The 21323-nt window shown below is 71.6% G+C and carries 21 protein-coding genes; 9 read left to right on the forward strand and 12 right to left on the reverse strand.

Annotated elements, in window-relative coordinates; genetic code table 11:
- Nucleotides 1–38: 38 nt before the first annotated feature.
- The 4 genes from sucB to OG429_RS12135 all read left to right on the forward strand — a co-directional run bounded on the left by sucB (nt 39) and on the right by OG429_RS12135 (nt 6141).
- The gene (gene sucB / locus OG429_RS12120) at nt 39–1826 is read left to right on the forward strand and encodes a 2-oxoglutarate dehydrogenase, E2 component, dihydrolipoamide succinyltransferase (RefSeq protein WP_328925318.1); all 1788 of its coding nucleotides are present in this window, start codon (nt 39–41) and stop codon (nt 1824–1826) included.
- A gap of 134 nt (nt 1827–1960) precedes the next feature.
- A complete protein-coding gene (locus OG429_RS12125; protein ID WP_328930247.1) occupies nt 1961–2584 on the forward strand; it encodes a GntR family transcriptional regulator in 624 nt (207 codons plus the stop codon).
- 240 nt (nt 2585–2824) lie between these two features.
- Entirely contained in the window at nt 2825–5509 is a 2685-nt protein-coding gene (aceE, locus tag OG429_RS12130; protein ID WP_328925319.1) for a pyruvate dehydrogenase (acetyl-transferring), homodimeric type, read from the forward strand.
- 110 nt (nt 5510–5619) lie between these two features.
- Nucleotides 5620–6141, forward strand: coding sequence for a DUF4240 domain-containing protein (locus tag OG429_RS12135; protein ID WP_328925320.1), 522 nt, complete (start codon nt 5620–5622; stop codon nt 6139–6141).
- Between the two features lie 9 nt (nt 6142–6150).
- Here the strand turns inward: OG429_RS12135 and OG429_RS12140 are convergent, their stop codons facing one another.
- Nucleotides 6151–6921 carry an SDR family NAD(P)-dependent oxidoreductase gene (locus OG429_RS12140; RefSeq protein WP_328925321.1) on the reverse strand — a complete coding sequence of 257 codons (771 nt, stop codon included), beginning with the start codon at nt 6919–6921 and terminating at the stop codon, nt 6151–6153.
- Nucleotides 6922–7009: 88 nt separating this feature from the next.
- Between OG429_RS12140 and OG429_RS12145 the strand changes: the two genes are divergently transcribed.
- Nucleotides 7010–7663 carry a TetR family transcriptional regulator gene (locus tag OG429_RS12145; RefSeq protein ID WP_328925322.1) on the forward strand — a complete coding sequence of 218 codons (654 nt, stop codon included), beginning with the start codon at nt 7010–7012 and terminating at the stop codon, nt 7661–7663.
- A gap of 58 nt (nt 7664–7721) precedes the next feature.
- Here the strand turns inward: OG429_RS12145 and OG429_RS12150 are convergent, their stop codons facing one another.
- Together OG429_RS12150 and glnA are read right to left on the reverse strand one after the other, a co-directional pair.
- The gene (locus OG429_RS12150) at nt 7722–8231 is read right to left on the reverse strand and encodes a hypothetical protein (protein WP_328925323.1); all 510 of its coding nucleotides are present in this window, start codon (nt 8229–8231) and stop codon (nt 7722–7724) included.
- 152 nt (nt 8232–8383) lie between these two features.
- Nucleotides 8384–9793 carry a type I glutamate--ammonia ligase gene (gene glnA, locus OG429_RS12155; RefSeq protein WP_328925324.1) on the reverse strand — a complete coding sequence of 470 codons (1410 nt, stop codon included), beginning with the start codon at nt 9791–9793 and terminating at the stop codon, nt 8384–8386.
- 185 nt (nt 9794–9978) lie between these two features.
- Between glnA and OG429_RS12160 the strand changes: the two genes are divergently transcribed.
- Complete coding sequence (locus OG429_RS12160) at nt 9979–10446, forward strand: RDD family protein (RefSeq protein ID WP_328925325.1); 468 nt, start codon at nt 9979–9981, stop codon at nt 10444–10446.
- Nucleotides 10447–10570: 124 nt separating this feature from the next.
- On the opposite strand, the gene OG429_RS12165 is transcribed toward OG429_RS12160, so the two are convergent.
- The 5 genes from OG429_RS12165 to OG429_RS12185 all read right to left on the reverse strand — a co-directional run bounded on the left by OG429_RS12165 (nt 10571) and on the right by OG429_RS12185 (nt 14068).
- On the reverse strand, nt 10571–11269 hold the full coding sequence (locus OG429_RS12165) for a DUF4191 domain-containing protein (RefSeq protein WP_328925326.1): 699 nt from the start codon (nt 11267–11269) through the stop codon (nt 10571–10573).
- Nucleotides 11270–11279: 10 nt separating this feature from the next.
- Nucleotides 11280–11477 (reverse strand): SCO2195 family GlnR-regulated protein, encoded by a 198-nt coding sequence (locus OG429_RS12170; protein WP_069923792.1) that lies wholly within the window; start codon nt 11475–11477, stop codon nt 11280–11282.
- 333 nt (nt 11478–11810) lie between these two features.
- Complete coding sequence (lipA, locus tag OG429_RS12175) at nt 11811–12764, reverse strand: lipoyl synthase (RefSeq protein ID WP_328925327.1); 954 nt, start codon at nt 12762–12764, stop codon at nt 11811–11813.
- Between the two features lie 109 nt (nt 12765–12873).
- Entirely contained in the window at nt 12874–13671 is a 798-nt protein-coding gene (gene lipB / locus OG429_RS12180; protein ID WP_328925328.1) for a lipoyl(octanoyl) transferase LipB, read from the reverse strand.
- A gap of 43 nt (nt 13672–13714) precedes the next feature.
- Nucleotides 13715–14068: a hypothetical protein gene (locus tag OG429_RS12185; protein WP_328925329.1), complete on the reverse strand. Its 354-nt coding sequence runs from the start codon at nt 14066–14068 to the stop codon at nt 13715–13717.
- Nucleotides 14069–14241: 173 nt separating this feature from the next.
- Here OG429_RS12185 and OG429_RS12190 point away from each other — a divergent pair, with 173 nt between their 5' ends.
- On the forward strand, nt 14242–15681 hold the full coding sequence (locus tag OG429_RS12190) for a regulator (RefSeq protein ID WP_328925330.1): 1440 nt from the start codon (nt 14242–14244) through the stop codon (nt 15679–15681).
- 65 nt (nt 15682–15746) lie between these two features.
- On the opposite strand, the gene OG429_RS12195 is transcribed toward OG429_RS12190, so the two are convergent.
- From OG429_RS12195 to OG429_RS12205, 3 genes are all read right to left on the reverse strand, one after another.
- On the reverse strand, nt 15747–16994 hold the full coding sequence (locus OG429_RS12195) for an NAD(P)/FAD-dependent oxidoreductase (protein ID WP_328925331.1): 1248 nt from the start codon (nt 16992–16994) through the stop codon (nt 15747–15749).
- A gap of 164 nt (nt 16995–17158) precedes the next feature.
- Entirely contained in the window at nt 17159–18046 is an 888-nt protein-coding gene (locus OG429_RS12200; RefSeq protein ID WP_328925332.1) for a TIGR01777 family oxidoreductase, read from the reverse strand.
- A 57-nt stretch (nt 18047–18103) separates the two neighbouring features.
- A complete protein-coding gene (locus tag OG429_RS12205) occupies nt 18104–18850 on the reverse strand; it encodes a VIT1/CCC1 transporter family protein (protein ID WP_405921317.1) in 747 nt (248 codons plus the stop codon).
- Nucleotides 18851–18937: 87 nt separating this feature from the next.
- On the opposite strand from OG429_RS12205, the gene OG429_RS12210 reads away from it, so the two are divergent.
- The gene (locus OG429_RS12210) at nt 18938–20032 is read left to right on the forward strand and encodes a PP2C family protein-serine/threonine phosphatase (RefSeq protein WP_328925333.1); all 1095 of its coding nucleotides are present in this window, start codon (nt 18938–18940) and stop codon (nt 20030–20032) included.
- A 37-nt stretch (nt 20033–20069) separates the two neighbouring features.
- Nucleotides 20070–20993, forward strand: a complete 924-nt coding sequence (locus OG429_RS12215; protein WP_328925334.1) for a thermonuclease family protein — start codon at nt 20070–20072, stop codon at nt 20991–20993.
- Between the two features lie 58 nt (nt 20994–21051).
- On the opposite strand, the gene OG429_RS12220 is transcribed toward OG429_RS12215, so the two are convergent.
- Nucleotides 21052–21306, reverse strand: coding sequence for a hypothetical protein (locus OG429_RS12220; protein ID WP_328925335.1), 255 nt, complete (start codon nt 21304–21306; stop codon nt 21052–21054).
- Nucleotides 21307–21323 lie beyond the last annotated feature (17 nt).

Here is a 21323-nt window from a genome sequence, read left to right on the forward strand (position 1 = left end):
CGACCACTTCCGCACTTTCGTTAGGAGCAACAGAAACCATGTCGGTTTCCGTAACCCTTCCGGCGCTCGGTGAGAGCGTCACTGAGGGCACTGTCACCCGCTGGCTGAAGGCCGAGGGCGAGCGCGTCGAGGCCGACGAGCCGCTGCTCGAGGTCTCGACCGACAAGGTCGACACCGAGATCCCCTCCCCCGTGGCGGGCATCCTGGCCTCCATCAAGGTCGCCGAGGACGAGACCGTCGAGGTCGGGGCCGAGCTGGCCGTCATCGACGACGGCTCCGGCGCGCCGGCCGCGGCTGCCGCTCCGGCCGCCGAGGCCCCCGCCGCTCCGGCTCCGGTCGCCGAGGCCCCCGCGGCCCCGGCTCCCGCGCCGGTCGCCGAGGCCCCCGCCCCCGCCGCCGCCGCTCCGGCCGCGTCCGGCACCGATGTCGTGCTCCCCGCCCTGGGCGAGTCCGTCACCGAGGGCACCGTCACCCGCTGGCTGAAGCAGGTCGGCGAGTCCGTCGAGGCCGACGAGCCGCTGCTCGAGGTCTCCACGGACAAGGTCGACACCGAGATCCCGGCGCCGGTCTCCGGCACGCTGCTGGAGATCCTGGTCGGCGAGGACGAGACCGCCGAGGTCGGCGCCCGCCTGGCCGTCATCGGTGTCGCGGGCGCGGCTCCCGCCGCCGCCCCGGCCGCCGCCGCCCCGGCTCCGGTCCAGGCTGCCGCTCCGGTCGCCGCCCCGGCTCCGGTCGTGGCCGCCCCGGCCGCTGCCGCTCCGGCTCCCGTGGCTGCCCCGGCTCCCGTGGCCGCTCCGGCCCCGGTCGCCGCCCCGGCCCCGGTCGCCGCTCCGGCCCCGGTCGCCGCTCCGGCTCCGGTCGCCCCGGCCGCTCCCGTCACCCCGGTCCAGGCCGGCGACGAGGGCGCCTACGTGACCCCGCTGGTGCGCAAGCTCGCCTCTGAGTCCGGCGTCAACCTGTCCACGGTCTCGGGCACCGGTGTCGGTGGCCGCATCCGCAAGCAGGACGTCCTCGCCGCCGCCGAGGCCGCCAAGGCCGCCGCCGCCGCGCCGGCTCCGGCCGCCGCCGCCCCGGCCGCCAAGGCTCCGGCCGCCGCGGTCTCCGAGCTGCGTGGCCAGACCGTCAAGATGACCCGCATGCGCAAGGTCATCGGCGACAACATGATGAAGGCGCTGCACTCGCAGGCCCAGCTCAGCTCCGTGGTCGAGGTGGACATCACCAAGATCATGAAGCTGCGCGAGCAGGCGAAGGCGTCCTTCCTGGCCCGTGAGGGCGTCAAGCTCTCGCCGATGCCGTTCTTCGTCAAGGCCGCCGCCCAGGCGCTGAAGGCCCACGCGGTCGTCAACGCCCGGATCAACGACGACGAGGGCACCATCACCTACTTCGACTCGGAGAACATCGGCATCGCCGTGGACTCCGAGAAGGGCCTGATGACCCCGGTCATCAAGGGTGCCGGTGACCTCAACCTGGCGGGCATCTCCAAGGCGACCGCCGACCTGGCCGGCAAGGTCCGCGGCAACAAGATCACGCCGGACGAGCTGTCGGGCGCGACCTTCACCATCAGCAACACCGGCTCGCGCGGTGCGCTGTTCGACACCGTCATCGTGCCGCCGAACCAGGTCGCCATCCTGGGCATCGGTGCCACGGTCAAGCGCCCGATGGTCATCGAGACCCCCGAGGGCACCGTCATCGGCGTCCGCGACATGACGTACCTGACCCTGTCCTACGACCACCGCCTGGTGGACGGCGCGGACGCGGCCCGGTACCTCTCGGCCGTCAAGGCGATCCTCGAGGCCGGCGAGTTCGAGGTCGAGCTCGGTCTCTGAGCCGAACGGCTTGTAACCAGCCTCACTGTCGGCGCCCCCGTCCGGGATACTCCCGGGCGGGGGCGCCGCCGTATTGTCTACGCATCAGGCCCCGTATCGACCCTGCACACACACCAGGAGATGAACCGCCGATGATCACCCCACCCGTCGTGCACTCGCTGCGCGAGCAGATCCGCGAGCACATCGTGGAGGGGATCGTCAGCGGGCGCTGGAAGCCCGGCGAGCGGATCGTCGAACGCCGGATCGCCGTGGAGCTGGAGGTCAGCCAGACGCCCGTACGCGAGGCCCTGCGCGAGCTGGAGACGCTGCGGCTGATCGAGTCGGCGCCCAACAAGGGTGTGCGCGTACGGAATCTGTCGGCGGCGGACCTGGAGGAGATCTACCCGGTCCGGGCCGGCCTGGAGCAGATCGCGGCCGAGCTGGCCGCGCCCCGGCTGGCGACGGACTGCACGGCCCTGGAGCCGCACGTCGCCGCACTGTGGGAGGCCGACCGCATCAAGGACGGCACGGCGCAGGTGCGGCACACGGTGGGCTTCCACCGCGAGATGGTGCGGGCGGCCGGGAACAGCGTGCTGCTGCACACCTGGGAGAGCCTGGGCATCGAGGTGTTCACGGCCCTGTCCATCCGGTGGCTGGGTACGGTCCAGAAGTCCTACGCGGAGGAGCACGAAGCCCTCGTCGAGGCGTTCCGCAGCCAGGATCCGGACATCGGCCTGTTGGTGAAGCGGCACGTCCTGGGGTGCGCTCCGCGCGCCTGACCACGCCCGACCCCGCCTGACCGCGTCGTATCGTCCCGATTTGACCGGCACTGCGTGCCTTGGTTCCTGGCACGCGGTGCCGACTTTTGTCATATGGACGTTTCTTCGTCACTTTTATTTGATCGATCATCGATCAGCGATTTACAGTCGTCGCGGACCTCAACCAGGTCCGACGACCCTGTCCTGCCCGTCAGGGATTTTTTCACCACCTCTCCTTTGTCCGGAAGGCGGCGCACACCGATGTCCGACCCCGTAGGAAAGCTTCCGAGCGAGCTCGACCAGCTCCCGGACCGCGACACCGAGGAGACCGCCGAATGGGCGGCCTCCCTCGACGCCGTCGCACAGGCCGCCGGTACGCGCCGCGCCGAATACCTGCTCCGCCGCACGCTCCAGCACGCCGAGGCCGCCGGCCTCGCCCTGCCGAAGCTGCTGGAGACGGACTACGTCAACACCATCCCCACCGCCGCCGAGCCGGAGTTCCCCGGTGACGAGGCGATGGAAGCCAAGATCACCGCCTGGAACCGCTGGAACGCGGCCGCCATGGTGACCCGCGGCTCCAAGTACGGCGTCGGCGGCCACATCGCCACCTTCGCCTCCGCCGCGTGGCTGTACGAGACCGGCTTCCAGCACTTCTTCCGCGGGAAGGAGGCCGACGGATCGGGCGACCAGCTCTACATCCAGGGCCACGCCTCCCCCGGCATCTACGCCCGCGCCTTCCTCGACGGGCGCATCTCCGAGCAGCAGCTCGACAACTTCCGCCAGGAGTCCGGCGGCAACGGCCTGCCGTCCTACCCGCACCCGCGGCGCCTGCCGTGGCTGTGGGAGTTCCCGACGGTGTCCATGGGCCTCGGCCCGCTCTCCGCGATCTACCAGGCGCGCTTCAACCGCTACCTGCAGAACCGGAGCATCAAGGACACCGCCAACTCGCACGTCTGGGCCTTCCTGGGCGACGGCGAGATGGACGAGCCCGAGTCGACCGCCGCCCTGGCCCTCGCCTCCCGCGAGCAGCTCGACAACCTGACCTTCGTCATCAACTGCAACCTGCAGCGCCTCGACGGTCCGGTCCGCGCCAACTTCCGCGTGGTCCAGGAGCTGGAGGCCCAGTTCCGCGGCGCCGGCTGGAACGTCATCAAGTCGCTGTGGGGCTCCGCCTGGGACGAGCTGTTCCAGCTCGACACCACGGGCGCCCTCGTACGCCGCCTGCGCGAGGTACCGGACGCGCAGTTCCAGACGTACGCGACCCGCGACGTGGCTTACATCCGCCAGCACTTCTTCGGCGCCAACGCCGAGCTCGTGCAGCTGGCGGGCGTCCTGTCCGACGCGAAGATCGCCGAGTGCTTCCACTCCTCCCGCGGCGGCCACGAGCCCCGCAAGGTGTACGCCGCGTACAAGGCCGCCCTGGAGCACAAGGGCGCGCCGACGGTCATCCTGGCGCAGACCGTCAAGGGCTACACGCTGGGTGCCGGGTTCGAGTCGAAGAACGCGAACCACCAGATGAAGAAGCTGACGATCGACGAGTTCAAGGACATGCGCGACCTCCTTGGCCTCCCGATCCCGGACAGCGCCTTCGCCGACGGCGTCGTCCCGTACGGCCACCCGGGCGCGAACAGCCCCGAGGTCCAGTACCTGAACGAGCGCCGCGCGGCCCTCGGCGGCCCGGCCCCGGCCCGCAAGGTCAAGCACGTGGCCCTGCCGGCTCCGGCCGAGCGCTCCTTCGCCCCGCTGCTCAAGGGCTCCGGCAAGCAGGAGATGGCCACCACCATGGCCTTCGTCCGGCTCGTCAAGGACCTGATGCGGGACAAGGAGACCGGCAAGCGCTGGGTGCCGATCGTCCCCGACGAGGCCCGTACCTTCGGTATGGAGTCGCTCTTCCCGTCGGCCGGCATCTACTCGCCGCTGGGTCAGACGTACGAGCCGGTCGACCGCGACCAGCTCATGTACTACAAGGAAGCCAAGGACGGCCAGATCCTCAACGAGGGGATCACCGAGGCCGGCGCCATGGCCGACTTCATCGCCGCCTGCACGTCGTACGCGACGCACGGCGAGCCGATGATCCCCTTCTACATCTTCTACTCGATGTTCGGCTGGCAGCGCACCGCCGACCAGATGTGGCAGCTCGCCGACCAGCTCGGCAAGGGCTTCATCGTGGGCGCCACCGCCGGCCGCACCACGCTGACCGGTGAGGGCCTGCAGCACGCGGACGGCCACTCGCACCTGATCGCGTCCACGAACCCGGCGTCGCTCAACTACGACCCGGCCTTCGCGTACGAGATCGCGGTGATCGTCAAGGACGGTCTGCGCCGGATGTACGGCGAGAAGCCGGAAGACGTCTTCTACTACCTGACGGTCTACAACGAGCCGAAGCCGCAGCCCGCGATGCCCGAGGGCGTCGAGGAAGGCATCCTCAAGGGTCTGTACCGCTTCAACACGGCGGCGGACCTGGCGGAGGCGGCCCCGGCCGCCGACGCGCCGAAGATCCAGCTCATGGCCTCGGGTACGGCCATCCACTGGGTGCTGGAGGCGCAGCAGCTGCTCGCCGCCGACTGGAACGTGGCCGCCGACGTATGGTCCGCCACCTCCTGGGGCGAGCTGCGGCGCGACGCGCTGGAGTGCGACGAGGCGCTGCTGCGCGGCGAGCTCCGCACCCCGTACGTGACCCGCGCGCTGGAGGGCGTCACCAGCCCGGTGCTCGCCGTCTCCGACTGGATGCGCCAGGTCCCGGACCAGATCAGCCAGTGGGTGGAGCAGGACTGGACCTCGCTGGGTACGGACGGCTTCGGCCTGTCGGACACCCGTGAGGGCGCCCGCCGCCACTTCGGTGTCGACGCCCAGTCGATCGTGGTGGCCGCGCTGGCCCAGCTCGCCCGCCGCGGCGAGGTTCCGGCGTCCGCCGTCAAGGAGGCCCGGGAGCGCTACGGCCTCTGAGCCGTGCACGACCGATCGTGAAGGCCGGTGTTCGCCCCTTGGGGGGTGGACACCGGCCTTTCGCCGTGTACGAGGTGGCGGCGGCGGGTCGGACCCGTGATGCTGGAGCGGTGATGGACGAGACGGAGTTCTGGGAGATCGTCGACCGTACCCGCGAGGCCGCCGAAGGCGACCCCGAGGAGCACGCCGAGCTGCTCGTGGAGCGGCTGGCGCAGCTCGACCCCGACTCCGTCCTGGACTTCGCCCGGCACTTCGAGTCCCGGTACAACCGGGCGTACACCTGGGACCTGTGGGGCGCGGCCTGGGTGCTGCTCGACGGCGCGAGCGACGACGCGTTCGACTACTTCCGCTGCTGGCTGATCGGCCAGGGGCGGGAGGTGTTCGAGGGCGGGGTGCACGACCCGGACCATCTGGCGGAGCTGCTGGGCGACTTCGACGAGGAGATCGACGGGGACGGCGAGGAGCTGGGGTACGCGGCCGACGAGGCGTACGAGCAGCTGACCGGGGTGGTGGCGCCGGATCTGGGCGTGCCGCTGCAACCGGCAGAGCCGGAGGGCACCCCGCTGGACTTCGAGAACGAAGCCGTGCTCGCGGAGCGCTTCCCCCGGCTCTGGGACCGCTTCAGAAGCTGACGGCGCTGCTCAGTAGTGCGTGCCGCCGTCGATGCGGATCTCCGTACCGGTGATGAAGGCGCCGTCCTCGGACGCCAGCATGGCGACGACGCCGGCCACGGTCTGCGGGCCGGCGAAGCCCTGGCCGATGGCCGGGGCGAGCTTGGCGAAGAGGGACCAGTCGGTGTCCTCGGGCAGGCCGGGGCCGGTCCCGGTGGTCATGCCGCTCTCGATGGAGCCGGGCGCGACGGAGACGAAGCGCAGGCCCTGCTTGCTGTACTCGGCGGCCAGCGCGTGGGTCATGGACTGGATGCCGCCCTTGCTGGCCGCGTAGGCGGACATGTAGGGGTGCGCGAAGGACGCCGAGGTGGAGCTGAAGTTCACGACGACCGGCCGGTCGCCCGCCAGCAGCGCCGGGAGCGACTCCCGGATCATCAGGAAGGTGCCGGTCAGGTTGACCGCGATGATCTTGTTCCAGAAGTCGAGCGTGGTCTGGTGGGTGTGGGCGGAGCGCAGGATGCCGGCCGCGTTGACCAGTACGTCGATCCCGCCGAGCGTGCCGACGGCGGCGGCCACGCCCTCCTTGACGGCGCTCTCGTCGGATATGTCCAGGACGCCGGTGGTGAGGCGGTCCGCGACTCCGGCAGCGGCGGCCTGGCCGGCGGTCTCACCCAGGCCGGTTTCACTGACGTCCACCGTGTGGACGCGGCCGCCCTCGGCGAGGATGCGGTGGACGGTGGCGCGGCCGATGCCGGAGCCGCCGCCGGTGATGAGGACGCGACGTCCTTCGAAACGGTTCATGGGGGTGAGCGTACCGAAGCGATGACACGCTTTGCCAGAGTGGCAATCACTGCAATATGTCGTGGTACCGGGAGGTAGGCTTCACCCCGTGAGATCCCCTCGCCCGTACTCCCCCCAGGCCGACCCCGGAGCCCAGTCGCTGACCGAGCGCCGCAAGGCCGCCACCCAGCTCGACATCGCCCGCGCGGCCTGCGAACTGTTCGCCGCGCACGGCCCCGACGGCACGACCGCCGAGGACATCGCCCACCGGGCGGGGGTGGCGCTGCGCACGTTCTACCGCTACTTCCGCAACAAGCAGGAGGCGGTGGCCCCGCTGCTGGCGGGCGGCGGCGACGCCTGGCGCGCGCTGCTCGCCGAGGAGGATCCCGGCACCCCCCTCGCCGAGGCCCTGGAGCGCGCCGTCAGGCGGTCACTGAGCGACTCCCAGACGGTCGAGGAGGGCCTGGAGGTGACCCGCGGCCTGCTGCGCGCGGCGGCGACCGACGAGGCCCTGCGGGCGGTCTGGTACCGGGTGAACCAGGACTCCGAGGAGCGCCTGGTCCCGGTGGTCGCCCGGCTGGCCGGCGCCGAGGCGGACCCTCTGGGCGTCCGCCTGCTCGCCGCGGCGGCGACGGACGCGATCCGGATCTCGCTGGAGCTGTGGTCGACGACGGACGACCCGGTGTCGGGCCCCGGCTCCCCGGCCGAACTCGCGGTCCGCTGCCTGCACGACCTCACCGGCGCGATGCCCCTGCTGCGCTGATCGTCAGCGCGGCAGGGGCATCTGGTCCGCCCGGTGGCCCTCTGTGTCCTCACAGGCGTCAGCGGCCGCCGCCCCAGCCTCCGCCACCGTCGCCGCCACCGCCATTGCCCCAGTCACCGCTGCCGCCGCCGTCACCGCCACGGCCGTTGCCCCAGTCACCGTTGCCGCCGGAGTCGTTCCAGTTCCAGTTGCCGCCGTCACCGCCGCTGCCGGAATCGTTCCAGTTCCAGTTGCCGCCGTCACCGCCACGGCCCGAGTCGTTCCAGTTCCAGTTGCCGCCGTCACCGCCACGGCCCGAGTCGTTCCAGTTCGAGTCGTTCCAGTAGCCCCAGTCGTAGCGGTTGTTACGGCCGTCGCCGCCGACTCCGCCGTCGTCCCAGCACCAGCTGGGGCGGTCGCGCCAGTCGCGGTTGCAGCACTCGTCCCAGCGCCAGTCGCTCCAGCGCCCGTCCGAGCACCTCCACGTACCGCCACCGGTGGAAGTGGCCGAGGCGGTGCCGACCGGCATCAGACCGATGGCGACTCCTGCGGCGCCCGCCATGGCAGCCGCGATGATCCTACGGCGCATGTTCACGCACCTCCGAACACGTTTCGCTTATTCGGCCTTTAGGACATTTCAACCCTCACTCGGGCTCGTCGCGCTGTCAAAGCAGAAAGGCCCCCCGCCGCGCTCCGAGGAGTGCGGCGGGGGGCCTTTCACCAGGCATTTTTACAGCGTTTTTACAGGTCGAAGTAGAGCTCGAACTCGTGCGGGTGCGGACGCTGCGCGATCGGGGCGATCTCGTGCGTGCGCTTGTAGTCGATCCAGGTCTCGATCAGGTCGGGGGTGAAGACACCGCCGGCCAGGAGGTACTCGTGGTCCGCCTCCAGCGCCTTGAGGACGTCCTCGAGGCTGGTCGGGACCTGCGGGACGCTCGCGTGCTCGTCGGGCGAGAGCTCGTAGAGGTCCTTGTCGATCGGCTCCATCGGCTCGATCTTGTTCTTGATGCCGTCGAGGCCCGCGAGCAGCAGCGCCGAGAAGGCGAGGTACGGGTTGGACGACGGGTCCGGGGCGCGGAACTCGACGCGCTTGGCCTTCGGGTTCGAGCCCGTGATCGGGATGCGCATGGCGGCGGAGCGGTTGCGCTGCGAGTACACCATGTTGACCGGCGCCTCGAAGCCCGGCACCAGGCGGTGGTACGAGTTCACCGTCGGGTTGGTGAACGCCAGCAGCGACGGGGCGTGCTTGAGGATGCCGCCGATGTAGTAGCGGGCGGTGTCCGACAGGCCCGCGTAGCCGGCCTCGTCGTAGAACAGCGGGTCGCCGTTGGCCCACAGCGACTGGTGCACGTGCATGCCCGAGCCGTTGTCACCGAAGATCGGCTTCGGCATGAAGGTCGCGGTCTTGCCGTTGCGCCAGGCGACGTTCTTCACGACGTACTTGAAGAGCATCAGGTCGTCGGCCGCGGCGAGCAGCGTGTTGAACTTGTAGTTGATCTCGGCCTGGCCACCGGTGCCGACCTCGTGGTGCTGGCGCTCGACCTGGAGGCCCTGGGCGTCCAGTTCGAGGGAGATCTCGGCGCGCAGGTCGGCGAAGTGGTCGACCGGGGCTACGGGGAAGTAACCACCCTTGTAGCGGACCTTGTAGCCGCGGTTGTTCTCCTCGGAACCGGTGTTCCAGGCGCCGGCCTCGGAGTCGATGTGGTAGAAGCCCTCGTTCGCGGAGGTCGCGAAGCGCACGCTGTCGAACACGTAGAACTCGGCCTCGGGGCCGAAGAACGCGGTGTCGGCGATGCCGGTGGAGGCGAGGTACGCCTCGGCCTTCTTCGCGATGTTGCGCGGGTCGCGGCTGTAGGCCTCACCCGTGATCGGGTCGTGGATGAAGAAGTTGATGTTCAGCGTCTTGTCACGGCGGAACGGGTCCAGGCGGGCCGTGGTGATGTCGGCACGCAGAGCCATGTCGGACTCGTGGATGGCCTGGAAGCCGCGGATCGAGGAGCCGTCGAAGGCGAGCTCCTCCGCCGGGTCGAACGCCCGCGCCGGGATGGTGAAGTGCTGCATCACACCAGGCAGGTCGCAGAAGCGGACGTCGACGAACTTGACGTCGTTCTCCTCGATGTACTGCTTCACTTCGTCGGCGTTCTGGAACATCCAACTCCTCCTACTCCCGGCCCCGGGGGAGGGACGGGTTGCATAGCTCGTGGTGCGTCAGTGCGGTGCCGCACGCTGACCCGACCATAAGCAGACGGGATTTCTCAAGCATGACCCATTTGTTTCGCACACGTTAACCAGGGTCCCGTCCGAAGGCCGTGAGGCAGCACCGGTACCGTGGTCGGGTGGACAACAGGCAAGCATTCGGATCCTGGCTCTCCGGCCCCCGCGCGGCCGCGGAGGAGATGGGCGTCGACTTCGGCCATCCGGGCCAACGGCTCGGCCTGCCTCAGCAGGGGCCCGGGTCCGTGGCCCGGTTCGGCCGCCGGCTCGCGGGTGTCGCCCTCGACTGGACCGGCTGCCTGCTGATCGCCTACGGGCTGGTCACGGGCGGCGACATGGCCGCCGCGCGCAGCTGGACGCTGTGGCTCTTCCTGGCCCTGAGCATCCTCACGGTCGGCACCGTGGGCTTCACCCCCGGCAAGCGGATCGTGGGGATCCGAGTGATCTCGGAGGACGGCGGCCGCCTCGGCGCCGTCCGGGTGATCGTGCGCACGCTGCTGCTGGCCCTGGTCATCCCCGCGCTGATCTGGGACCGTGACGGCCGCGGCCTGCACGACCGGCTCGCGCGCGCCGTCCAGGTGCGCATCTGAGGCCTGCGGCAGGCAGGCAGGACGGGCAGGACGGCACACACGACGACACGGACACAGGGGCGCCCCCCGAGCCGCGCGGCTCGGGGGGCGCCCCTGTGTCGTATACGAAAATCAGGTCAGCGGGTCAGCGCATCTTCCCGCCGCGCGGCATCTTCATGCCCTTCGGCATCGGGCCCTTCGGCAGCGGCATGTTGCTCATGAGGTCACCCATGGCCCGCAGCTTGTCGTTGACCTGGGTGATCTGCGGTCCGGCCAGCACGCGCGGCAGCTTGAGCAGGGTGGTGCGCACCTTCTTGAGCGGCACCTCGCCCTCGCCCGTACCCACGATGAAGGTGTGCACCGGCACGTCCGGCATGATCCGGGCCAGCTTCTTCTTCTCGTTCGCGAGCAGCGGCTTCACGCGGTTCGGGTTGCCCTCGGCGATCAGCACGACGCCGGCCTTGCCGACGGCCCGGTGGACGATGTCCTGCTGCCGGGTCATCGCGACCGCCGGGGTGGTCGTCCAGCCCCGGCCCACGTTGTCCAGTACGGCCGCGGCCGCGCCCGGCTGTCCCTCCATCTGCCCGAAGGCAGCCCGCTCGGCTCGTCGCCCGAAGACGATCGCCATCGCGAGGAACGCCACCAGGAAGCCCAGAATGCCCAGGTAGACCGGGTGGTCGATCAGGAAGCCGATCGCAAGAAAGACACCGAAGGTGACGATTCCCACGCCCGCGACGATCAGACCGACCTTCGGGTCGGCCTTGCGCGTCATCTTGTACGTCAGGGCGATCTGCTTCAGTCGCCCGGGGTTCGCAGCAGTCTCTGCGTTTGACTTCCTCGCCATACAGCGAAGTTTACGTGGCCTGCGGGGTCCGGGTCGCCGCGGCCTCAAGTACGTGTTCGGTTTCGACCCGGTCCTTGGCCCGGCGGCGGTCCTCCAGCACCGCCGTCCAGGCGTTGCGCCGGGCGCCGCTCATGAGCAGCGACTCGATGCCCCGGAAGGCGTCGGAGAGCGTCGGGATGGCGATGGCGCGTACGGGCGCGGCCTGCATGATGTCGATCCCTTTCACGGAACTCACGTCGGCAGTGCGATTGCGGTGCGTGGATTCAGCGTCACTGTTCGGTGTTACCAGGGCGTGACCGGTCGGTCAAATGTGATTGACACGTTGCAAAGACTGACGCGGCCCGCCGGGCTCTTCCTCGAAAGAGCCTAGGGGCCGCGCCTGTGCGGTATTACTGCCTAGTAATGTTTTGTGTGCGAGTTCACACGCTTGCCACGCGGGTTCACGCTCCGGCGTGGCTGCGCTCCTCGGTTCCCGGTCGAGCTCCACCTCGCCACCGCTCCGGCCGCGTGCCCGCCCTCGTGCCTCGGGCAGACCCGCAACCTACGCTCCGGCTCGGCTGCGCTTCTCCATCGCCTGCGCGTAAAGACGACCCGCCCGGTACGACGACCGGACCAGCGGACCGGACATGACGCCGGAGTAGCCGATCTCCTCGGCCTCCTTCGCCAGCTCGACGAACTCGGCCGGCTTCACCCAGCGCTCGACGGGGTGGTGCCGCGGCGAGGGCCGCAGGTACTGGGTGATGGTGATGAGCTCGCAGCCGGCCTCGTGCAGGTCCTTCAGGGCCTGCGAGACCTCCTCGCGCTCCTCGCCCATGCCGAGGATCAGGTTCGACTTGGTGACCAGGCCGTAGGCGCGCGCCTTGGTGATCACTTCGAGGGAGCGCTCGTAGCGGAAGCCGGGGCGGATCCGCTTGAAGATCCGCGGCACCGTCTCGACGTTGTGCGCGAAGACCTCGGGGCGGGAGGCGAAGACCTCCTCCAGCAGCTCCGGGACCGCGTTGAAATCGGGGGCCAGCAGCTCGACCTTGGTGTGGCCGGCCTCGCGGCCCGCCGTCTGCTGGTGGATCTGGCGCACGGTCTCCGCGTACAGCCAGGCGCCGCCGTCGGCCAGGTCGTCGCGCGCGACGCCCGTGATGGTGGCGTAGTTCAGGTCCATCGTGACCACGGACTCGCCGACGCGCCGCGGCTCGTCGCGGTCCAGCGCCTCGGGCTTGCCCGTGTCGATCTGGCAGAAGTCACAGCGCCGGGTGCACTGGTCACCACCGATGAGGAAGGTGGCCTCGCGGTCCTCCCAGCATTCGTAGATGTTCGGACAGCCGGCTTCCTGGCACACCGTGTGCAGTCCTTCGCCCTTCACCAGGGCCTGCATCTTGGTGTACTCGGGACCCATCTTCGCCCGGGTCTTGATCCACTCGGGCTTGCGCTCGATGGGGGTCTGGCTGTTACGGACCTCCAGGCGCAGCATCTTGCGTCCGTCGGGTGCGACTGCGGACACGACCGGCTCCCTGTGACTTCGATTCTTCGGCGCCCACCAGGGTACGCCCGTAAATTCGTACGCTCTTACGTCCGCCAACCTGGGGGGCGCCGGACCCATTCCCCGGCCGTCAGCCGGCGGCCGTCTCGATCTCCCGGGGCCGCAGCTCCGCGTGCTCCAGTACGTCCTTCAGGTGGCGCTCGATGACCGGAACCACCTCGGCGATGGTGATCTCCCGGCCCAGTTCGTACGAGAGCGAGGTCACACCGGCGTCCCGGATGCCGCAGGGGACGATCCGGTCGAACCAGGTGTTGTCAGGGTTCACGTTGATCGCGAAGCCGTGCATCGTGACGCCCTTGGCGACCCGGATGCCGATGGCGGCGAGCTTGCGGTCCTCGCGGCGCTGGCCGGCGTTGGACGGGGCGTACTCGGGGCCGTTGAGCCGCGCGTCGAACTCCTCGTCGTGCAGCCGGGGGTCGAATTCGAGCGAGAGGCCGCCGAGCTTGGGGCGCTCCTCGACGGGGTCGCCCAGGACCCAGACGCCGGAACGGCCCTCGACGCGGGTGGTCTCCAGGCCGAACTCGGCGGCGGTGCGGATCAGCGCGTCCTCCAAGCGGCGGACGTGGGCGACCACGTCCACCGGGCGGGGCAGCTTCATGATCGGGTAGCCGACCAGCTGGCCGGGGCCGTGCCAGGTGATCTTGCCGCCGCGGTCCACGTCGACGACGGGCGTGCCGTCGAGCGGGCGCTCGCTGGGGGCGGTGCGCCGGCCGGCGGTGTAGACCGGCAGGTGCTCCACCAGCAGGCAGGTGTCCTCGATCTCGTCCGCGAAGCGGGCGGCGTGCACCCGGCGCTGCTCTTCCCAGGCCTGGGTGTACTCGACGGATTCCGGCCCGAAGCCCAGATGGACAAACCCAAGCTCAGCCACCGCAGCGCCTCCTCGTTGAACCTGCTGTGTGCACGTATCGCACTCAGCAAGAGTACGGCGGCCCCTCCGGAGGCCCGGGCGCGGGCTCGTGCGGGGGTTCGGGCGCGGGCTGCGGGACGGGCTCCGGTGCGGGTTCCTGCAGGGGCCACGGCAGCTGCTTCGGACGGCGCCTGCCCTTCGGCCGGTCCGGATCCTCATCGGCCCGCGGCAGCCGCCGGTGCCCCTCGGAGTGGTCGTTGACCCAGCCGCACACCCCGCAGGCGTACCGGCCGTCGAGACCCGCGATGTACGTGCCGCAACGCCTGCACTCCGCCTCCGTCAACTCGGGCGGGGGAAGCGGAGCGGTGGATTCGGGACGCTCGTCGGGAAGGCGCGCCCGGTGGGTCCGGCGGGTCATGGGCCGCAGCCTATGCGGGCGGAGGGGTTCGGTCCGTAAAGGGCCCCATCCATTCTGCACACGATCGGATGAATGTAGGGCAGAGAGGGCGGCCCGGGCGGAGTTCGCCGCTACATTCACGCCGTTCACAGGGCCGGGACTCCGGTCCGTCACGTCAGGAGACCGTGGAGCCGATGACGGAACGACCTGCCCAGCGCGTCCCCAACAGGCAGCTCGCGACACTGATCGCGGAAGCCGGGTTCTCCAACGCCGGGCTCGCCCGCCGCGTCGACCAGCTAGGCCTGGAGCACGGTCTCGATCTGCGCTACGACAAGACCTCCGTGACCCGGTGGCTGCGCGGCCAGCAGCCGCGCGGAACCACCCCCGCGCTCATCGCCGAGGTCTTCACCAGACGCCTCGGCCGACGGCTCTCCGCGCAGGACCTGGGCCTGGACGCGTGCGCTCCCGTGTACGCGGGACTGGAGTTCGCGGCCACCCCGGAGGAGGCCGTCGACATCGCGAGCGGGCTGTGGCGCAAGGACTCGGGCTCCCACGCCGAGCTCCGGAAGATCGCCTTCACCCCGGCCGGGCTCGTCGTGCCCAGCCGGGACTGGCTGATCGGGCGGGCCGACGAACGGGTGGGGCGGGGCGCGGAGCCGTCCGTGGTCCGGGTCCCCGTGCAGGGTCGGGCCGCGGTGCCCCGGCAGCGGCAGATCGACCGCGCGCCCGGGCAGCGGGTGACGGGCGGGGACATCGCGGCACTGCGCTCGGTGAGCGAGCTGTTCCGCACCCTGGACCACGCCTACGGCGGCGGGCACGCCCGGCAGGCGCTCGTGCGCTACCTGGAGCACGAGGCCGAGCCGATGCTCCGCGGGACCTACGGGGAGACCACCGGGCGGCGGCTGTTCTCGGCCGCCGCCGATCTGACCCGGCTCGCGGGCTGGACCTCGTACGACATCGCCGCGCACGGACTCGCCCAGCGGTACTTCGTGCAGGCACTGCGCCTGGCGCAGGCGGCCGGGGACCGCCCGTACGGCTCGTACGTGCTGGTCACCATGAGCCGGCAGGCGGTCTACCTGGGCCACGGCCGGGAGGCGGTGCAGCTGGCCCGCGTCGCCCAGCAGGGCGTCGGCTCCGGCCCGCCGCCGGTGGTGCAGGCGCTGCTGCACTCGGCGGAGGCGCGCGGGCACGCGGTGCTCGGCGAGGTACGGGCGGCGACGGCCTCGCTGGTGCGCGCCGAGCGGGCGATCGGCGCGGCCCGGCCCGGGGACGACGTGCCGCACTGGGCGCGGTACTTCGACGAGGCGCAGCTGGCCGACGAGTTCGGGCACTGCCACCGGGACCTGCAGCAGTACCGGGCTTCGGCGCAGCACGCGGAGCGCTCGCTGCAGTTGCGGGCGCCGGGGTTCGCGCGGTCCCGGCTGTTCTGCCGGGTGGTGCTGGCCACGGCGCGGCTGGGGCTGGGTGAGCTGGACCAGGCGTGCGCGCTGGGCGCCGAGGCGGCGCAGCAGGCGATGGAGATGCGGTCGGTGCGCGCGGTGGAGTACGTACGGGACTTCGAGCGCCGGCTGGAGCCGTACCGCGACGCCTCGGCCGTGCGGAGCTACCGCGACCGGGTCGCGGCCTTGTCGTGAACCCGGGGCCCGGCTCCCCCGTGCGATGCCGGGCCCCTCATCGCGCCAGGAGGGGTGTGGCTGCCTCAGGCCGCCACCGGGAGTACGGGCTCCGGCGCCGCCGGGAGCGGGATGCCGAAGTCGCGCAGGACGGCGGTGGTGGCGCGGCGGGCCGAGTGGAGGGCGCCCTGGACGGTGTTCGTGTCGCGGTGGTCCCCGCACACGTACAGCCCGGCCAGGACGCGCACCGGGCGGCGCACGTCGTACGGCGGGGGCATGGCGGGGACGGCCTCCGGGGTGTGGTGGACGGCCAGCAGCTCCCAGTCCCGGGTGCTGGTGTCGTAGAGCCGGGCGAGGCGCGAGGCGACCGTACGCGTGGGCGGCGGCGGGCCGAGCACGGTGGTGGTGACCAGGCTCCGGCCGGCCGGGGCCCGCGTCGGGTCGACCGCGCTCATCACGGTGGTGTGCGAGACGGGCCACTTGGGGTCGCCGTCCAGCAGCAGCGACCCGTCCCAGGGCAGGGGCGCGGCGGTGGCGTGGTGCAGGACGGTGACCTCGTGGAAGCCGGGCACCCGCAGGCCGGGCAGGAGTTCGGCGGCGGCCCGGGCCCCGGTGGCCAGAAGCACGGAGCGGCAGCCGAAGTCGCCGTGCTCCTCGGTGGTGACGAGGTTGGTCGCCACCGACCGGACCCGGACCCCGGTGCGGACGGTGCCGGGCGGCAGGGCGCCGGCGAGCAGGTCGGGCAGGGCCGCCGCCCCTCCCTCGGGCACGGCGAGGCGGCCGCGGGCGAAGCCGCGCAGGGCGAGGTCGGCGACGCGGCTGGAGGTGGTGAGTTCCGGGTCGCGGAGCAGGGTGGAGAGCAGCGGCCGGAGCACGCCGGTCACGGTGCGCGGCGGCAGGCCGCGGGTGCGCAATGCTGCGAGCGCGGTGCGTTCGGGCCGGGCGAGCAGGCGTTCCTCGGGCAGGGCGGCCAGCCGCCCGAGGGCGGCGCTGAGGCGCGCCTGGTCGAGGGAGCCGCTGGCGAGGGCGCGGGCGGGGGTGAGGGCTCCGGCCCGGAGCTGTTTGCCGTCGGTGTGGACCAGGACCCCGGGCGCGAAGGACCTCAGCGTGAGGTCCTGGAGGCCGGGGGTGCGTTCGAGCTCCGTGTACGAGGTGTTGAGCAACTGGCCGATCCGGTCCAGCCGGAACCCGTCGGCCGAAACGGTGGCCATCCGGCCGCCGGGGTCGCCCGCGGCCTCCAGGACGGTGACCGTGACCCCCGCTGCGATCAGGTGGTGCGCGGCCGCGAGTCCTGAGACTCCGGCTCCTACGATGACGACGTCCGCATTGAGCACGTGCCCCTCCCCGAGGTCGGCGCGGCTGTGTGGGAGTCCTTCTTCCCCCAACGGGCACCAGGGGAACCCGAGTTCGACCGGGTATTACGGTCGGATCCGGTCGCACGGCGGTCGCATCCGGGTCACGAACGGTCGCACGGCGGTCGTACGGCGGTCGCACGCCCCTACATGGCGGCGCGGATGGCCTGCTCGATGCCGGGGTCGCGGAAGACGAAGCCGGACTCCAGCAGCCGGGCGGGCACGGCCCGCTGACTGCCGGTCACGTCCTCGGCGAACTCCCCGAGCACGACGCGCAGGGCCACCGCCGGTACGGGCAGCAGCGCGGGCCGGTGCAGCACCCGGGCCATGGCGGCCGTGACCTGGCGGTTGGTCAGCGGCTCGGGGGCCGTGAGGTTGACGGGGCCTTCGAGGGAGGGGGTGTCGATGATGTGGCGCAGGGCCGCGATCTCGTCCCGGAGGGAGATGTACGACCAGTACTGGCGGCCGTTGCCGAGCCGGCCGCCGATGCCGGCGCGGAACACCGGGAACAGCCGGCCCCAGGCTCCGCCCTCGCGGGCGACGACGAGGCCGGTACGGGCGAAGGCGGTCCGGATCCCGGCGGCCCGGGCGGGCTGCGCGGCCGCCTCCCACTCCACGCAGACCGAGGGCAGGAAGCCGTGCCCGGCGGGGGCGTCCTCGTCGACGGTGCGGTCGCCGGTGTCCCCGTAATAGCCGACGGCCGAACCGCTGACGAACACGGCGGGCGGCTCGTCGAGGGCGGCGAGGGCGTTCGCGATCGTGGCGGTGCCCAGTACCCGGCTGTCGCGGATCTCCCTCTTGTACGCGGAGGTCCACCGGTGCTCCCCGACCCCGGCCCCGGCCAGATGCACGACGGCCCCGCAGCCGGCCAGCCCGCCGGGGTCGACGTGGCCGCGGGCGGGATCCCACCGCGCCTCGTCCGCGGACGTGGGCTCCCGTCGCACGAACCGGACCACCTCGTGCCCGTCTTCCCGGAGGGACCGCACGAGGGCGCTGCCGATGAGCCCGGTCGAACCAGTGACTGCGATGCGCATGCCCCCATCCTGGCGGATCCGCCCCCGCCCCGGCACGGAGCCCGGGCGCGGGCGGGGTCAGGTCGCCGTGCCGAGCCAGGTGCCCACCGCGTAGGTGACGGACATGGCCAGGGCGCCCCCGGCGACGTTGCGCAGGACCGCGCGGAGCGTGGGGGCGCCGCCCAGGCGGGCACTGATCACACCGCACAGGGTGAGCGCGGCGAGGACGGCCGCCACCGTGACCGGAACCCGGGCCGACGGCCCGGGAAGCAGGATCGCCAGCAGCGGCAGCAGCGCGCCCACCGTGAACGCGACGAGACTGGCGAAGGCCGCGTGCCACGGGTTGGCCAGCTCGTCGGGGTTGATGCCGAGCTCCACCCGGGCATGGGCCCGCAGCGCGTCCCGTTCCGTCAGCTGCTCGGCGGCCTCCCGGGCCAGCTGCCGGCTGAGCCCGCGGGCGACCAGCAGGTCGGTGAGTTCGTCGAGCTCCGCCTCCGGTTCCTCGGCCAGCTCCCGCCGTTCCAAGTCCAGCGCGGCCCGTTCGGAGTCCCGCTGCGAGCTGACGGAGACGTACTCCCCCGCCGCCATGGACAGCGATCCCGACAGCAGTCCGGCGACGCCCGCCGCCAGGATCGCCGCGCGTGAGGTGGTGGCCCCGGCCATGCCGACCACCAGGCCGGCGGTGGAGATGATCCCGTCGTTGGCGCCGAGCACCCCCGCCCGCAGCCAGTTCAGCCGTGTGCTGATCTCCGCGCTCTGCGAGCCGCCGCCACCGCTGCCGTGGGCCTCGATGTGCGCCCGTGTCGGGGAATCGTCTTCCGTCACGCCACCACTGTCGCGGCAGGGGACCGGCAGGGCCACCCGGCCGCCGGTCCGGGTGCGCGGGCCCGCCCCCCGTACCAGGGTGGAGGTGTGAGAGGCGGACGCGAGGAACCGGGCAGGCTGCACGGGGAGCCGCCGCCGCGCTGGGCCCGGATCGCGCCCGCGGCGGCCCTGGTGGGGCTGGTCCTCGCGCAGATGCTCACCCCGGGCGACGTCGAGCTCGGGTTCTTCCTGGCCGGTCTGCCACCGGTGGCCGCCTTCGCGTACGGGCCGGGCGGGACCGCGTTCTTCGCCGCGCTCGTCCTCGTACTGCTGGGATCGCCCTCCCTCGGTGTCGGCCACGCGCGGGGGACGGACCTGGCCACGGTGGCCGTCATCGGGCTGCTGAGCGTGGTGATCGCCTGGGTCCGGCAGCGCCGGGACACGCAGCTGGTCAGCGTGCGGACGGTGGCGGAGGCGGCTCAGCTGGCGGTCCTCCCGCCGCTGCCGGAACAGGTGGGTCCGGTGCGCTGCTCCGGCCTCTACCGGGCGGCGCAGCACGGCACCCTGGTCGGCGGCGACCTGTACGACGTACGGGCGGGACCGCACGGGGTGCGGGCGCTGGTCGCCGACGTGCAGGGGCACGGCCTGGCGGCGGTCGCCACGGTGGCGGCGCTGCTCGGGGCCTTCCGCGAGGGGGTGCTCGACGACGCCGGGCTGGCGGCGGTCGCGGCCCGGCTGGACCGGCGGTTGGTCGCAGACTCGGCGGCCGCCTCCGACGAGCACCCCGAGCTGTTCGCGACGGCGCTGCTGCTGGAGTTCCCGCCCGGGCTGGACTTCGTACGGCTCGTCTCGTGCGGGCATCCGCCCGCGCTGCGGCTGCGCGGGCCGGCGGTCGACGAGGTGGCCGTGGAGCCGGGGCCGCCGCTGGGCCTGGGGCTCGCGGGTCTGACCCTGCCGCCGGTTGCCGAGCTGGCGGTGCGGCCAGGGGACCGGTTCCTGCTGCACACCGACGGGGTGACGGAGGCCCGGGACGTGTCGGGGCAGTTCTATCCGCTGTCCGCGCGGCTGCCCGTGATGGCGAGGGAGCCGGCGGGCCTGGTGGGGGCGGTGTGGCGGGACCTCGCGGCCTTCACGGACGGCGGCCCGCGTGACGACGTGGCCCTGCTGCTGCTGACACTTCCCGGCCCGGCGGGCGCGGAATGACCTCGACGGGCGCCGAGATGTGTACTGTGCGTAACCAGTGAACACCCACAGTGACGCCAGGATGGGAGTCGCCATGGCCATGCTGCTGATCAGAGGAAAGTTCAAGGTGGAGGGGGGCGCCAAGCCGGACGGCGACACCCTCCCGTTCATCCCGGACAACGTGGCCGACTGGAAGCTCGTGCCCGGGAGCGAGAAGATCGTGCCCAAGGCCGACGGCCGCGTGAGCATCCGGCTCGAAGGAATCGACGCGCTGGAGACCCACTACGGCGAGAAGAAGCCGCACATCGAGCACCAGCCGCGGGGCCTCGCCCACGAGGCCGCGGACCAGCTGCTGAAGTTCCTCGGGTTCGAGACCGTCCTGCGCGACGAGGACGAGACCGTCGCCACCACGCCGGACACCGTGAACGGCTGGATCCTCACCCGAGGGGCCGACGACTACGGCCGCTGCGTGGCCTTCGTCGGCAAGGGCACCCCGCCCGTGTACAGCGGCTACTGGACCGGGGTCGACGACGACCTGCTGGAGAGGACCGCCAACCACCGCCTGCTCCTGCTCGGCCTGGCCTACCCGACCTTCTACTCGGGCCTGCCCGATTACCTGCGCGAACTCCTCACCGACGCCTCGGAGAAGGCGAGGGCGTCGTCGAAGGGCGTGTGGAAGGCCGACAAGACCCTCACCGGGGTGACGGTCCACGGAATGGCCTCGCTCACGGACGACGACACCGGCGCGGTGATCCTGCCGAAGCTGTTCCGCCGCCTGAAGGACTACCTGGACTTCAAGGCTCCCGACGCGTCACTGGACTGCTTCCGCGCCTATCTGGCAGGAGCCGCGGACGACGAGTACCGCCTCCTGCCCGACTCCGGGAAGCTCCTGCGCGGTATGCACCACATCGTCGAGGTCACCGACGACAACACCGTGAGGATGACCCACCCTTCCCGGGACATCGTCTTCAAGGAGAAGTGAGCGGGAGCCCGCCGGGACCGTGGCCCCGGCGGGTCGACGCCCGCCCCGCTCGGCGGGGTCAGCCGGCGCTGACGATGAACGCGCGCACCATCTTGCAGGTGACATTGGACGGCCGGTGGATCCCCGTCCGGACGGCCATCGTCCGGATCTTCCGGTTGGTGGCGCGCCGGGCGTCATAAGTCCCCGAGTCGAGCAGGGATATCGCCAGCCGCATCGCCTTCAGCCGACGGTTGTGGCTCTCGTACCACTCGCGGGGCAGCCCCGCCGGCAGCGGCTTCTTCTTGACGTGCGCAATGGTGGTGGCAGTGGCCATCTACAGCCTCCCAAACG

This window comes from Streptomyces sp. NBC_00190 (assembly GCF_036203305.1).
GTDB lineage: Bacteria > Actinomycetota > Actinomycetes > Streptomycetales > Streptomycetaceae > Streptomyces.

Bases quoted from the DNA above. Each gene is read 5' to 3' on its own strand.
- OG429_RS12140 (WP_328925321.1), bottom strand. From the start codon at position 6,921: ATGAACCGTTTCGAAGGACGTCGCGTCCTCATCACCGGCGGCGGCTCC.
- OG429_RS12170 (WP_069923792.1), bottom strand. From the start codon at position 11,477: ATGCAGGCCGCGCCCGTACGCGCCATCGCCATCCCGACGCTCTCCGAC.
- sucB (WP_328925318.1), top strand. From the start codon at position 39: ATGTCGGTTTCCGTAACCCTTCCGGCGCTCGGTGAGAGCGTCACTGAG.
- glnA (WP_328925324.1), bottom strand. From the start codon at position 9,793: ATGTTCCAGAACGCCGACGAAGTGAAGCAGTACATCGAGGAGAACGAC.
- OG429_RS12190 (WP_328925330.1), top strand. From the start codon at position 14,242: ATGACGGAACGACCTGCCCAGCGCGTCCCCAACAGGCAGCTCGCGACA.
- OG429_RS12165 (WP_328925326.1), bottom strand. From the start codon at position 11,269: ATGGCGAGGAAGTCAAACGCAGAGACTGCTGCGAACCCCGGGCGACTG.
- OG429_RS12185 (WP_328925329.1), bottom strand. From the start codon at position 14,068: ATGACCCGCCGGACCCACCGGGCGCGCCTTCCCGACGAGCGTCCCGAA.
- OG429_RS12220 (WP_328925335.1), bottom strand. From the start codon at position 21,306: ATGGCCACTGCCACCACCATTGCGCACGTCAAGAAGAAGCCGCTGCCG.
- OG429_RS12200 (WP_328925332.1), bottom strand. From the start codon at position 18,046: ATGCGCATCGCAGTCACTGGTTCGACCGGGCTCATCGGCAGCGCCCTC.
- aceE (WP_328925319.1), top strand. From the start codon at position 2,825: ATGTCCGACCCCGTAGGAAAGCTTCCGAGCGAGCTCGACCAGCTCCCG.
- OG429_RS12150 (WP_328925323.1), bottom strand. From the start codon at position 8,231: ATGCGCCGTAGGATCATCGCGGCTGCCATGGCGGGCGCCGCAGGAGTC.